The organism is Alkalibacillus silvisoli, from assembly GCF_039521975.1.
Classification (GTDB): Bacteria; Bacillota; Bacilli; order Bacillales; family Alkalibacillaceae; genus Alkalibacillus; species Alkalibacillus silvisoli.
This window is the reverse complement of record NZ_BAAACZ010000016.1, coordinates 24,343-37,993: the sequence shown is the minus strand read 5'-3', so window position 1 is coordinate 37,993 and position 13,651 is coordinate 24,343. Positions and strand designations below refer to the sequence as shown.

14 protein-coding genes and 1 pseudogene are annotated in these 13,651 nt (G+C 35.9%); 4 read left to right on the top strand and 11 right to left on the bottom strand.

What is annotated here, in order from left to right; all coding sequences use genetic code 11:
- Window positions 1–28 precede the first annotated feature (28 nt).
- Window positions 29–301 (top strand): YesK family protein, encoded by a 273-nt coding sequence (locus ABDZ63_RS10105; RefSeq protein WP_343783399.1) that lies wholly within the window; start codon window positions 29–31, stop codon window positions 299–301.
- A gap of 252 nt (window positions 302–553) precedes the next feature.
- On the opposite strand, the gene ABDZ63_RS10100 is transcribed toward ABDZ63_RS10105, so the two are convergent.
- From ABDZ63_RS10100 to ABDZ63_RS10070, 7 genes are all read right to left on the bottom strand, one after another.
- Window positions 554–1,294: a hypothetical protein gene (locus tag ABDZ63_RS10100; RefSeq protein WP_343783398.1), complete on the bottom strand. Its 741-nt coding sequence runs from the start codon at window positions 1,292–1,294 to the stop codon at window positions 554–556.
- A 463-nt stretch (window positions 1,295–1,757) separates the two neighbouring features.
- A complete protein-coding gene (locus ABDZ63_RS10095) occupies window positions 1,758–1,853 on the bottom strand; it encodes a transposase (RefSeq protein WP_343783397.1) in 96 nt (31 codons plus the stop codon).
- A gap of 274 nt (window positions 1,854–2,127) precedes the next feature.
- On the bottom strand, window positions 2,128–2,208 hold the full coding sequence (locus ABDZ63_RS10090; protein ID WP_343783429.1) for a hypothetical protein: 81 nt from the start codon (window positions 2,206–2,208) through the stop codon (window positions 2,128–2,130).
- Complete coding sequence (locus ABDZ63_RS10085; protein WP_343783395.1) at window positions 2,180–2,521, bottom strand: transposase; 342 nt, start codon at window positions 2,519–2,521, stop codon at window positions 2,180–2,182. The genes ABDZ63_RS10090 and ABDZ63_RS10085 overlap by 29 nt, the downstream gene beginning before the upstream one ends.
- A 5-nt stretch (window positions 2,522–2,526) precedes the next feature.
- Entirely contained in the window at window positions 2,527–2,898 is a 372-nt protein-coding gene (locus tag ABDZ63_RS10080) for a transposase family protein (protein ID WP_343783394.1), read from the bottom strand.
- A gap of 164 nt (window positions 2,899–3,062) precedes the next feature.
- Window positions 3,063–3,317, bottom strand: coding sequence for a winged helix-turn-helix domain-containing protein (locus tag ABDZ63_RS10075; protein ID WP_343783393.1), 255 nt, complete (start codon window positions 3,315–3,317; stop codon window positions 3,063–3,065).
- A 69-nt stretch (window positions 3,318–3,386) separates the two neighbouring features.
- Complete coding sequence (locus tag ABDZ63_RS10070) at window positions 3,387–4,430, bottom strand: SDR family oxidoreductase (RefSeq protein WP_343783392.1); 1,044 nt, start codon at window positions 4,428–4,430, stop codon at window positions 3,387–3,389.
- A 429-nt stretch (window positions 4,431–4,859) separates the two neighbouring features.
- Here ABDZ63_RS10070 and ABDZ63_RS10065 point away from each other — a divergent pair.
- Window positions 4,860–6,120, top strand: a pseudogene (locus tag ABDZ63_RS10065) (L-lactate MFS transporter).
- A gap of 184 nt (window positions 6,121–6,304) precedes the next feature.
- A complete protein-coding gene (locus ABDZ63_RS10060; RefSeq protein WP_343783391.1) occupies window positions 6,305–7,300 on the top strand; it encodes a hypothetical protein in 996 nt (331 codons plus the stop codon).
- A 48-nt stretch (window positions 7,301–7,348) separates the two neighbouring features.
- Here ABDZ63_RS10060 and ABDZ63_RS10055 read toward each other — a convergent pair whose 3' ends face one another.
- Entirely contained in the window at window positions 7,349–8,989 is a 1,641-nt protein-coding gene (locus ABDZ63_RS10055) for a BCCT family transporter (RefSeq protein ID WP_343783390.1), read from the bottom strand.
- Window positions 8,990–9,376: 387 nt separating this feature from the next.
- On the opposite strand from ABDZ63_RS10055, the gene ABDZ63_RS10050 reads away from it, so the two are divergent.
- Complete coding sequence (locus ABDZ63_RS10050) at window positions 9,377–10,006, top strand: NUDIX hydrolase (RefSeq protein ID WP_343783389.1); 630 nt, start codon at window positions 9,377–9,379, stop codon at window positions 10,004–10,006.
- A 64-nt stretch (window positions 10,007–10,070) separates the two neighbouring features.
- Here the strand turns inward: ABDZ63_RS10050 and ABDZ63_RS10045 are convergent, their stop codons facing one another.
- The 3 genes from ABDZ63_RS10045 to ectA form a co-directional block, all read right to left on the bottom strand.
- A complete protein-coding gene (locus ABDZ63_RS10045) occupies window positions 10,071–11,285 on the bottom strand; it encodes a D-alanyl-D-alanine carboxypeptidase family protein (RefSeq protein ID WP_343783388.1) in 1,215 nt (404 codons plus the stop codon).
- A 195-nt stretch (window positions 11,286–11,480) separates the two neighbouring features.
- The gene (gene ectB, locus ABDZ63_RS10040) at window positions 11,481–12,755 is read right to left on the bottom strand and encodes a diaminobutyrate--2-oxoglutarate transaminase (protein WP_343783387.1); all 1,275 of its coding nucleotides are present in this window, start codon (window positions 12,753–12,755) and stop codon (window positions 11,481–11,483) included.
- A gap of 94 nt (window positions 12,756–12,849) precedes the next feature.
- Window positions 12,850–13,377, bottom strand: a complete 528-nt coding sequence (gene ectA / locus ABDZ63_RS10035; protein ID WP_343783428.1) for a diaminobutyrate acetyltransferase — start codon at window positions 13,375–13,377, stop codon at window positions 12,850–12,852.
- Window positions 13,378–13,651: the final 274 nt, after the last annotated feature.

Genomic DNA, 13,651 nt, shown 5'->3' with positions numbered 1-13,651 from the left:
ACGTACTAGTAATTAGGAGGTTTTAAATGTGAATGGTACCATTCAATTTTTAATTATAACGTTAGTTGCATATTTGTTAATATTATTTATATCAAAGCTTTTGAAAGAAAAAGCTATATTAGTTCCAATCTCCTCAACTATAATTAGTATAATAATGTTTGCTATTAGCTTCACGGTCGAGGGGTTCGAAGGATTAGGCTATGGCTTTTTAAGCCTAGCAGTTTTTTTGGGGTCTTTATTAGCTTTAATAACATTAACAATAGTTATTTCTATGAAAAAAAGGAAATTAAAAGAGACTTGAGCTATATCATGTTAGATATAAAAAAGCCATTTCTTTTTATAATTTTTCATCGGTACTTTAGATTACTATTTTCCCATAGATAGTGTGAAGAATTATCAAATTCGAATAATCGATATCTGATAATTCTTCACTAAATTCAATCACCTTCTTCTCTCCACACATCAACTTCTTGAAAGAGGATGTAATTATATAGATAGAGTTAGGTAAATTATTTTAATTTTCAGAATATATTAAAAATTAGTTTCCACTTGGTTAGCACCCACTAAAATAAGTTTTAATACCAATCGCAGCCCACGTAGAGTGAATTTCTACACACGATAATAACATGTTATCACAACTACATTGTCTAATACCCTGTTCATAACAACTATCGTGTAACACGCAACAACGATCTGTAGGATTAATTGGAGATCCACCTCCATGTGTACGTGGAGAATATCCACAATTGGCTCCACAGTGTTGATATCCACCTGGTAAGCACCCGTTTCCTAGCCACCATGCTTGAGTACTAATTTCATCTGCAGTTGATTGGGGTTCTGTTTTGGGTTCGTAATTAGTGTCGTCAACTAATTCCTCTTCAATAATTGTAAGAGAATTTTCAGCATAATCATCTTCCAATACTTCGGAGTATTTCTTTCCGTTTCTATCTAATCGAACTGCGATTAGTTGATGTTTATTTTCTTTTTGATCTACTAAATGAGCAAAACTAATTGCTTCAATTGGTAGAGCAACACCATTAATTGTTGTAAAATTAATTAAAACTGTTTTTGATGAATTCACAAAATTTATTTGTCGCGCAGTAACAGTTTCCCTATCTTCATTTATCACATCTCCCATGTAGGCAAACTGAACCTGCAAATCATCAGTTGTCAAAGGTACACCATACTCTGTTACAGCTTCTAAAACACTATTAAAAGCCATGTGGTTAAAAACCTCTTGTTTAAATACATCTAGTTCTTCGTCACGAATATACTTTCCGTTTAATTCATTCAAAATTAAAACCTCCCACTTTTCTCAACTTCTTTGGGGCCCAAAAATAAGTTGTATAATATAAATTAGAAAAATTTTAAAAAATAACAACCTAATACAACGAAAAATTATTAAAGACATATTTTTCATTTATTCTGATAATTCCAGCATAAAACGAGGACATATGTTTGTATATTTTTATAATGAAAGCTCAACAAAAGACTATTATTTTGAATGTTTTGATTTTTTAAACTAGAAAATACCAAGAGCCAAAGGGAATTATTTCTGATATTGTCCTAATCGTGTTATTATAGAAAGTCTAAAAGGATCGATTAAAAGCTCAGCGTGAGGCATTAAGATGACTATATTATGTTGCTAAAATCGGTTCTCTGTCAAATGTGGTGGTGGAATAACCAACTCTACCACCTCTTTTTAAAAGAGAGCTAAAACGCTCTCTTCACCTCTTGTTGCCACAAAATTTTACTTCTTAATCGATCAAAGCGTTTGATCCAAATGAATTACGTTTTAAGACCTTGATCGTGTTGTTTATGCCTTCGATATAGCCATTATTGGATGGATGCATGAAAGGATTGGAAAATCTCTGTCTTCCATCATTGGAACGTCTTGGTTACGCGATGAAAGGCGTCAAGGTTTGATTTATTCATGGCCTGCATACAGACCTATAATCCTTGTTTAGCTATTGATTCGTCACTTTCTTTGAACCACTGGTCTAACTGATTCTTTAGCTCATACGCTTCTTGTAATCGTGGGTGTATTTTTTAGAATATCGGCTACCTTTTCGCGTTGTTCATCATCCAATTTGTATGGGGATTTCCACAGTAACTTCTTACTCCGTTTCATGCGAATCCTTCACCTTTATCCAATTCATGTTGTACTTCCTGCCTGACTTCATCTAACGCCCAATATACCTGTCGCATGAAATGAAAACGGTCGACAATAATTAACGGATCCCCCCAATGCTTTCCAGACTGCTCTCTTAAAGGATTTCGATAGTTCCATGACGACGATTTCTACCTTGCACGTATCACACGAATTCAGATAATCGTTGATGGTCTCGACTTTTCTATCGGACAAGATGTCGATCACTTCCTTGTTCTCCACATCGGCAATGATGGTCTGAAATTTCTCTCCCCCAGCATCACCCTTGAATTCATCAATCGCTCGTGGCAGCACTTTCTTCGTTTCTAGCTTGCGTTTATCAAACAGACGCAATAATCGATTCGCTGTCATTCCCGTCAATCGATCCGCTGTAGTAAAGAAACAATGGCTGAATAGGTCAGCGCGGTCGTTTGTAACGCACTGGTACATCGCTGATAATGATCCACCATCTGAAGCCGCTCATAAAACGTACAGTGACATTCGATGCATAAATAACGCCTTTTCCTCAACGAGATCTGAACCCGCCTGTTCGAAACTATGGGCCCTTGAATGGCTTGATTGCGGTAGCTGTGAACCCGTTTGGTCCCCTTTTTACAAGAAGGGCACTTTTGCTTTCTCACATTGGTAAATAGTTCGATGACGAAGCTTCCTGATTCCTCTCGAATTTCCCATACATCCACATTCGTACCTTTAATCCCCAGCATTTCTATGATAAAATGATTTTGCACTTATTTCCCCTCCTTTTGCCTTTTGTCTCGCAACTTTAGGTTATCAAAAAGAGAGGAAAATAGGTGCATTTTTTTATCATTTTTGGAGGGTTTTCTCATTCCATGGTGTATCTAGGGACACCACCACATTTAGTATAGAGCCTTTTTATTTCAAACTATCACATTTAATTGTGGTTGTGATAAAATGATTTAAAATGAAAATCACCTTTCCTTTGAACTTGTTCAAGTAAGCCCTGCTTTAATAATCTAACCATTGCCTTTCGTAGAGTTCCACGACTTACTTCTAATTGCTCAGCTAACTCTTCTTCAGCAGGCAATTTATAGCCTTCTTTCCAATTACCTGAATGGATGTGGTCAATCATCCACTTGGCGATTTGTTGATAAAGCGGGTTGCCACCTTTGAGTCGATCAAAATCCATACATATCCCCCTCTCCACAACTTTCCATTAAAGTAAACGACAGAAAAAGACAGGTTATTAACCTGCCTTCTAAGATTTGATAAAACCTTGTACAATTCTAAGTAACATTTCAGCATTCATATGCAAATCTTTTGTATTGGTTTCTTTTAGTAAGGTTTCTGTATTCTTTCGATCAAATGTTATAGAACGGTTCAGGTATTGTTTAAACACTTCTAATGGCTGGTTTAACTTTTTCTCTTCTTCTGACAATTGATCTTCATCTTGATAAGAAACAATTTCTACTTGAGAGAAATCTAACCCTTCTTGGATCGCTTCAAAAATTTGGCCATTTGTTGGCGGGTTTGGATTTGTAGCATGATAAATGGTTCCTGCTTCCCCATTGTATAAACTTAAGGCTAATAGATCGATGACAAAGTTAACAGGAACAAGGTTTGAAACCGTATCACGTTCGATTAATAAACGATAAACTTGACCATCTTGTTTACGATCAGATCGTTTCTTTAACAGTTGTACTGTTCTTAAAATCCCATACAAACCAAACGTTGTGTCAGCTTCACCAGTAAGTGAATCTCCTATAATAATAGCAGGTCGTACGATTAACACTTCAAGCTCATTTTGATAAGACATCACAAGGTGTTCGGCATAACACTTACTCTCTTCATATGCATTAACAAAATCATGATCAGTTGAATGAAGTGTCTCATGTCCAACCGTTGACTCTCCTAACGTATAGGCTGTACTAACATGAATTAACTTCCTTGCCTCAATTTCTTTAGCCAATTCAAGAACACGTTCTGTTCCTCTTAAATTAATATCAAATACCAGCTCACGTTCAGCCTCATCAAATGATAAATAAGCTGCTGTGTGATAAATGGCATCAATTTCACCTTTTAGTTGTTCTACTTTGTCCGCTTCAATTCCTAATCGTTTTTCTAATAAATCGCCTTCTACAACATGAATTTGTCCATGTCTTTCTTGAGGTAAATTTTCATATAACGCTTCTAGCTTCTTTTTACTTCTAACTAGCAAATAGACGTTGTGCTCTTCATTTACTAAACGTTTAACTAAATTCGTCCCTAGAAAACCTGTTGCACCTGTAATTAAGATATTCATAAAAGCCCATACCTTTCTAAGTTTAAAAAAGCTTTAGTTCCGATCGTTTCCTTTTTAATAGCGCTGACTAAGTCCGTTATTGTTATGATGAATAACATTCTTTAAACAATGTTATTCAAACAAAAGTCCCATCTTCACTCATTACTCCACAATAACTCAAGTATATACTTTAAAAGTACAACACTCTAATTGATCAGAGTCTAAATTAAAAAGGTCTAACACTAGTTTATAATGCAATACTACAAAAATCTACAAATTTAAACAATCATTTTTAACTATAGTGTGTCTATATTAACGTGAACTTAATACAGACTCTGTAATCGCATACAAGTCAGATTTATTAAAATTTTGTAAATTTTTTATTTATTTGTTCATTCATTTATATTACAATAATAATTATCCTAAAAATTGACTTATGGAGGTATCAGAATGGCTAATAAAAATCGTTGGTTAATCGCACTATCTGCTATTGCTATTCATTTATCTATTGGTGCATCTTATGCTTACAGTGTTTATACGAATCCGATCCATAATACAATTGGATGGTCGACTGGACAAATTACTTTAGCCTTCACCATTATGATGGGACTAGCTGGGTTCGCTGCGGCATTTTTTGGTCCTTTCGTCGAAAAGCAAGGTCCTAGACGCTCAGCAATTTTTGCCGCTGTGTTATTTGGTATTGGTCAGGCCGGTTCTGGTTTAGCTGTCGTAATTGATTCTCACGTATTATTTCTATTAATGTATGGTGTTGCAAGTGGTTTGGGGTTAGGAATAGGGTATATTTCCCCTGTATCTACATTAATCAAATGGTTCCCTGACCGGCGTGGGTTGGCAACAGGAATGGCTGTTTTAGGCTTCGGTGCTGGTGCTTTAATTACCGCTCCTTTAGCTGATGTACTCATGAATAGTGTAGGTGTCTCAACAACATTTTATATTTTAGGCATCTCATACTTTATTGTTATTGTTTTAGGTGCATCTTATATTGCACCACCCCCTGAAGGTTGGATGCCAGCTAAAATGAAACGTGATATCGCTTCTGGTGAGAAAATCATTAAAAGAGACTTAGGACAATTATCAGCGAAACAAGCTGTTAAATCGAGCCGCTTTTGGATGCTATGGTTTATGATGTTAATTAACACAACAGCAGGTATTATGATCATCTCAGTGGCTTCGCCAATGGCTCAAGAAGTAGTTGGTTTATCAGCTGCAGCAGCAGCTACAATGGGTAGGTATTATGGGTGTCTTTAATGGTGGTGGACGCCTTGGTTGGGCAGCATTATCTGATTATGTTGGTCGACCTACGATTTTTATCACATTCTTTGTGCTACAATTAATTGCTTTTATATCATTTCCAAATATCGCGAACATTCTTTTATTCCAGTCCTTAATCTTCATTGTTGTTAGCTGTTATGGTGGTGGATTCTCGAATTTACCAGCTTTTATCGGAGATCTATTCGGGACGAAAAATTTAGGGGCTATTCACGGTTACTTATTAACTACATGGTCATTAGGTGGCATTTTGGGTCCTATGATCGTGACTCAAATTAGAGAGTCAGCTGGAAGTTATGTCCCTGTCTTTTATGTGTTTATGGCATTAATGACAGCTGCTCTATTTATAGCTGTGTTATTACAGCTAGATATTAAGCGCCAAGAAAAAAGTGATGCATCAGTTGATGAAATGATTGCGTAAATGCACATTATTCCTAGATGGTATAGCTACTTTCAATGAAAAGTACTATTGCATCATCAATTTAAAACTTTTGTTCTAGAAATAGGGCTTGTTCAAATTCTATTTATGTCAAATTCACCATATCTATAAATAAGGTGATTAATTTCACCTATTACGACAAATTATAGAGAGGTGTTTTGACAGTATGTCGATATTAGAGCTCATTAAGCGTACAATCCCGTTCTTCATCTCCCGATTCGTTGTATACTTAATTTTCGGTTTAATTTCAATTGTATTCTTAGGTCTCATGTTAGGATTAGGGATCTTGTTATTTAGGTGGTTTGATTTTGCATCTGGTTTCTTTATCATTCTAATGATTATTACTTTCTTTTCAGTATTAGCTATTCTTCGATTTATTGAAAGGTACTTCCTTTATATGGTTAAAGTGGGTCATATATCAGTTGTTACTGAACTTTTGAGAAACGGAAAAGTACCTGAAGGGAAAAGTCAAATTAGTTATGGTAAAGACCAAGTCGTTAATCACTTTGGCTCAGCGAACGTTGCATTCGTTGTCGACAAAATCATTTTTGCCGCAGTTAAACAAATTCAGCGGTGGCTAATGCGAATTGGGAATTTCTTTAGTTTTGTTCCTGGGGCAAAAAATATAATGGCAATCCTTAGTAAAGTCATGGGTGTTAGTTTACGTTATATTGATGAAGCCATATTAAGTTACATCATGTTAAGAAAAAGTAATGCCAAAGAATCTGGGGCTGATGAAGAGGAAAGTGTATGGAAAAATGCTTGTGATGGTGTCGTGTTGTATGCACAGAGTTGGAAGAAAATTGTGATGACCGCAGCTGGTATCGTCGTATTTGTTTATATTTTAAATATTACAGTCTTTTTAGTGACCGTATTTCCATTAATGGCTTTATCATCTATGATTACAGATAACGCAGGTGCCGCTGGTATTTTAGGGTACTTTGCCATTATCGGGGCTTTCATCTTTGCTTCAATGGTTAAACGTGCACTTGTCGATCCAATCGCTATGATTGCAATGGTGAGAACCTTTCAATTAAATACTCAAGACATGGAGCCTAGTATTGATCTACAACAAAAAATACTTAAAGTTTCATCTAAATTTAAAGAGCTATTTAAGAAAAAAGATGACGACCTTCAAAAAGTATCTGAACCAAATAATTAAAACAAAGCCCAGTTAGCTATAGTAGCTTAACTGGGCTTTAATTACCTTTTATTTATCATTATTTCCTTGTTGCTGCGCTTCATCAGTAATGACATCATCCGCTACTTTATTTTCTTCGCGAAGGTCCTCAAGTGCGTGGTAAATTCGCTCTCTTTCTCGCGGTAATGACCCGTCACTTAATTCTTTAAATAATGCCCAAATCAAGCAGTACATCATTAAGAACATAATGATCATGAACGGGAAGCCACCAACAAGTGAAGCTGTCTGTAATGCACTTAAACCACCAGCCATTAATAGAACAGCTGCGAACGCACCTTCAATAATACCCCAAGTAATACGTAATCCAACCGGCGGGTTCATATTACCTTTAGACGTTAACATACCGATTACATAAGTACCAGAGTCAGATGAGGTAATGAAGAACACTGTTAAGGAAATCATCGCAACAGCAATAAGCACACCTGATAGTGGGAAGCCTTCTAACAATGCGAAGAACCCTTGTGCTTCATCTTCAAAAACGGCATCCATTATACTATTATCAGTAAAGTGCTCTTCGAATAATGCTGCTCCACCAAAGACACTAAACCAAAAGATACTTACAGCGGTCGGTACTAACAACACACCTACTGCAAAACTACGAATCGTACGACCTCTAGAGACACGTGCAATGAATGAACCTACAAATGGTGCCCAAGCAATCCACCATGCCCAATAGAAAATCGTCCATGCATCATACCAACCATCTGCACCTTCACCTGCTGCATCAATACCAAACGACATCGAGAACAGGTTTTGTAAATAAGCTCCTGTTGAGTGTGTCATGGCTTGTAATATAAATAAAGTTGGTCCTAAAATAAATACAAACAATAACAGTAAACCAGCTACACCTAAGTTAGCCTGACTTAAAAACTTAATCCCTTTATCAATTCCAGTTGTTGTGGAAATAATGGCTAACAGAGTGACAACTACTATAATTATTAACCATAATCCTTCATTGTTTGGAATCCCAAATAACACTTCAAATCCACCACCGATTTGCATGACACCTAAACCGAGTGATGTAGAAATACCAAATAATGTCGCGATAACACCAATAATATTTACCGTACTACCCCAACCACCGTTTAAACGGTCGCGTCCTATTAACGGCTCTAACGTTGAGCTTAATAGCATCGGCAAATTTTTCCTATATGAGAAATAAGCTAAGGACAATGCAACAACTGCATAAATTGCCCATGGATGAAGTCCCCAATGGAAAAATGAATACTGCAATGCCGCATGTAAGGCTTCGGCTGTCCCACCTTCACCATATGCAGGCCAATCATAGTGGTTAATTGGTTCTGAGACGCCCCAGAATAATAAGCCAATCCCCATACCTGCACTAAATAACATCGCGAACCAGGCAGGCGTTGAATACGCAGGTTTTTCATCGTCTTCTCCTAGTCTAATTTCACCTAGTGGGCTTAAAATTAAGAAAACCGTTACTAATATGAAGGCACTTCCACCTAGGATAAATGACCACCCAAGATTAGTTACCGTCCAATTAAATGTTACTTCAATGTAGTGATCAAAATTAGGTAGTACAGAGCCAGAAATAACGAATACAAGTGCAATAATTAACGAAATAATAAACGTTGGGGTTTTCAAAGCTGCCGTAAAAGAGGTCAACCCCTTTGGTTTTGCTGACATATATTTTCTCCTCCTTAAATATTGAGCCAACTTACTAACTTTCGATTAAGCCATTAGTACTATGTGTTCAGTCAATAAAATACCCTAATTAATAATTATCAAACATTATTATAGGAAACTTACCAAGTGGCAATTCCGTAAAAGTGAAGTCAGGGGCGTAGTGACACTTATGAAATTTAAAATGTAGATTCTAATCTAAAGGTGGTTTTTTGACTACTTGGACCGCTATGTAACTAACAGCGCGCGTTTATTACCCTAACATAATGGAACTTGAGTTACAAGTTAATCCTTTTTGGACATCTGATTAATAGCCCTTAATAGCTCTTAAGTGCAAAAGAATTAAACTTTGATATAATTAATATTTACTAAGTTTTTTGAGGTGAAGATATGGATCAAAAAAAATTAATCAAAATGATCCAAGACCATCAACCCACTCCATTGGGTATCTCCAACAACAGAAAATATGCTGTCATACTTCCAATCATTGAAAAAGATGATGAATTACATATAGTGTTTGAAATTCGTTCTAAACATATGCGGCGCCAACCAGGAGAAGTATGTTTTCCAGGAGGGAAAGTCGATCAAAATGACTTAAATACTGCAGAAACAGCTACACGAGAATTATGTGAGGAATTAGGAGTTAATGAAGACCAACTCTATAACCTTGAATACTTAGGGTTACTCGTAACACCGTTTGGTTTAAGTGTGAGTGCCTACACTGGCTTTATTAATCTTGATGTTGATCAATCATTTGACCCTAACCCATTTGAAGTGGAGTCCATATTTACAGTTCCTTTATCTTTCTTCCTTGAGCATGACCCGGAAGTTCATTATATTAATATCGATATTAAACCTGATGATAACTTTCCTTATGAGGATATTCCCAATGGTGAATCATATGAGTGGCAAAAGCTTCAGTATGAAGAACACTTTTACTATTATGACAATCAAGTGATTTGGGGGTTGACAGCTCGAATATTGAAAGACTTTGTTTCCATTATAAAAGGTGATCAGTAAATATATGACTGATCACCTTATTGTCACTATATGATATAAAGCTTTATCCAAATCACTTTAAAATTCATCTAAAAAACCGATCCCTTTTTCTTCTTTTTCTAACCGTAAAAGTTGTGAATAACGCTAATATAGTCAAAATAATCAAAGAGATCAACAGGAAAGTGTAACTATCATCCTCATTAGGTAGTTCACTTGCCCCCATAGCAATCTGGGACTCTTTAGGATCTCCTTCGCCTTCAATCTCCGCTACAGTTCTTAATGGTTTTTCTAATATCACAAGGTCATCTTCGTTCTTAATTTTCAGCTCACCATTTTCATCAACTTGAGTTGTCCAATCTTCGTCAACTTCAGTTGTAAAATAAAGGTTCTCTTCTACTTTATACTCTTGTCCATCATGATCTTCTATAAGTTCACCGCGTTGTATTTCATTTGTTTCGTAATTTTCAAAGCCATAATTAATTAACGCTTCAGTATCACTATAAGCATGATTAGCAGATGGTGAATCCAATGTGACAGCGACTAAGTCTATTTGCTCATCTTCATGAGATGCAGTTGTGACTAATGTATAGCCCGATTTTTGAACATAACCATTCTTCACGCCTGTTATTTCATCATGTTGCCTGACTAATTGGTGATGATTGTGGATCGTTGTTTCCCAACCTTCACTTTCCCATTCATACTCATTCATGCCGACAATGTCTTTGAACGTTTCATTTTCCATAGCATATTGTGTGATTCTCGCCATGTCTTCAGCTGTTGTGTATTGCTCTTCATCAAAAAGCCCGTGTGGATTTACGAAATTCGTATTGTCTACACCTATATCCTCCTGTACCAATTCATTCATCTTCTCTGCAAAAGCTTCCTCACCACCAGCCAAATGCTCTGCTATTGCATAGGAAGCATCATTACCTGAATTAATCAGCATTCCTTTTACTAAGTCTCTTAATGGAACTTCCTCTTCTTCTAACAAATACACACTAGTACCTATGACTTCCGTAGCCTCTTGACTAATCGTTACATCTTCATTCAAATCACCATCTTCAATCGCAAGGATTCCAGAAATAATCTTAGTAATACTAGCTGGATACATTTGTTTACTACTATTTTTTTGATATAAAATATCTCCACTAGTTTGATCTATTAAGATAACCGATTCACTGTTTAATAATAGATCCTGTTCATGTGCATTAATTTTCGTTAAAAATCCAAAAACCGCAATAAAAAGGGCTAAAACTATAATTATGGGTATTTTCTTCTTTAAACTTCTATTTATATTCATGGCAGATCACCTTTAGGACTATAATTGAGTAGCATAACCATTATACCAAATCTCAATCAACAGAATATTAAAGTGAGGTTAAAATTTATTTTCATTTTGACGAAATAATTGAAGCATAAGCTAATTTAAACACAAAAAGGAACTGCCCCCATACATAATGTTCAGGGGCGGTTCCTTTTAAATTATTTGTCCTAATTAGTTTAAAACAGGCTCTTTAACTACACTTTTAACACTTTCTTCAATAATTTCTAACCCTTTTTTCAAATCCGCTTCTTCAATGGTAAGAGCAGGGAATAATTTGAACACTTCATCATCTGGACCAGCTGTTTCCATGATCAATCCAAGGTCAAATGCTTTCTCTGCTACTTTTTCTGCTAACTCTTTCTCACCACAAGCAATACCAACCATTAATCCACGACCGCGTACTTCACCTTTTAATTCAGGATAGTTCTCCACAATCTTATGAAGGTATTCATGTGTGATCGTAGCCTTATGCTTAACACTCTTCTCTAGATGATCGTCCTTCCAGTAATCTAGAGAAGTTGTTGCCGTAATAAACGCATGGTTATTTCCTCGGAAAGTACCATTATGCTCACCAGGTGCCCAAATATCTAATTCTGATCTAAATAATGTAATCGCAAATGGTACACCATATCCGCTTAATGATTTAGACATACATACGATATCTGGCTTAATACCCGCCTCTTCAAAGCTAAAGAACTTACCAGTACGGCCAACACCTGCTTGAACATCATCAATGATTAATAAGATGTCCCAGCGCTTACATATAGCCTCTAATTTCTTTAACCATTCAGAACTAGCAACATTTATGCCACCTTCACCTTGAACAGTTTCAACAATCATTGCAGCTGGAAGATCAACACCACTTCCACCATTCTCTAAAAATCGCTCCAAATAATCTAATGTATCATTTGAATTTAAGAAACTATCATAAGGCATTGTAACCGAATGGTTTAATGGGACACCTGCACCTTTTCGTTTAGCTGCATTACCAGTAACAGATAATGAACCAATCGTCATGCCATGAAAGCCATTTGTAAAGCTAATAACTTCAGTACGTCCTGTTACTTTACGTGCAAGCTTTAAAGCACTTTCTACTGTATTAGTTCCAGTTGGTCCCGGAAACATAATTTTATAGTCTAGGTCTTTTGGTTTTAAAATAACCTCATTAAATTTCTCAATAAACTGACCTTTAGCTGTTGTCGCTTTATCTAAAGAGTGTGTAATACCATCACTAGTAATGTAATCGATTAAAGCTTCTTTCATTTTCGGATCATTATGTCCATAATTTAATGCACCAGCGCCTGAGAAAAAGTCAATATATTCATTACCTTCTTCATCCCACATTTTAGAACCTTTAGCTTCATTGAATACAGTTGGAAAATTGCGGCAATAACTACGAACCTCTGACTCATGTTTTTCAAATACTTTCAAATCTGTTTTACTCAAGTTTTTTCCTCCTTATAATTACCCACTGGGGTATTAGGGTGAATACAATATTAGACTTATATTTACAAGGACCTTTAAAATCGACAAGTTTTCTTTAAAACGGCCCTATTAAATAGCTTAATTCTTCTTCATGCTCATCACTTGGGAATAACTCCTCTTTGAAGCATTCAGAAACTTCACATTTAGTTTGCTTTTCGCGCGCAAACCTTTTAAATAATGATTGGGATGCTTTATTAGATGGAGTTACAGTCGCTTGTAAAAAGCGAATATCTCGGCAAGCCTCTCGACTAATGAGTTCGTTTAATATTTTTGATGCTAGTCCTTTTCCTCTCTGTGATGCATCAACTCCAATTTGCCAAACGAACACAACATCTTGCCTTTCCGGGGGTATAAATGCAGTTACAAAACCGACTACCTTGTCATCCTCTTTGGCGACAACACAAGTTTCCGCAAAATGCTCACACATCATGATATATTTGTAAGCTGAGTTTTGATCAAGAGTTGAATTATTAACCAACTCCCACATTGCTGCGCCATCTTCTAATGTTGGTTTTTCAAACGTAACCGTACTAGACGGCTTTAAAGTAGCTGTTTGACTATTAATGTTAACTTCTCCCTTCATCATTTATTAAAACGACTCTTTCCATTTATTATGTTAACGAGCGTGGGAATTTTTATCAAACCACTTAGAGTCTGATTAACAAGCATTCATCTAACTTATTCGCCATATGATTAACTAAGAGAGACGAACTTAATAAATGCTACGATATCGTATGTATTTCTTAGAATTATTAAAAATTTAGTATTTATTCCTAAAATTAAGTTTTATTTTTTAGTTAAAGTAAATTATTGTAAAATTATTAGCACTACACTTTAACATAGCCCAAGAACCTGAT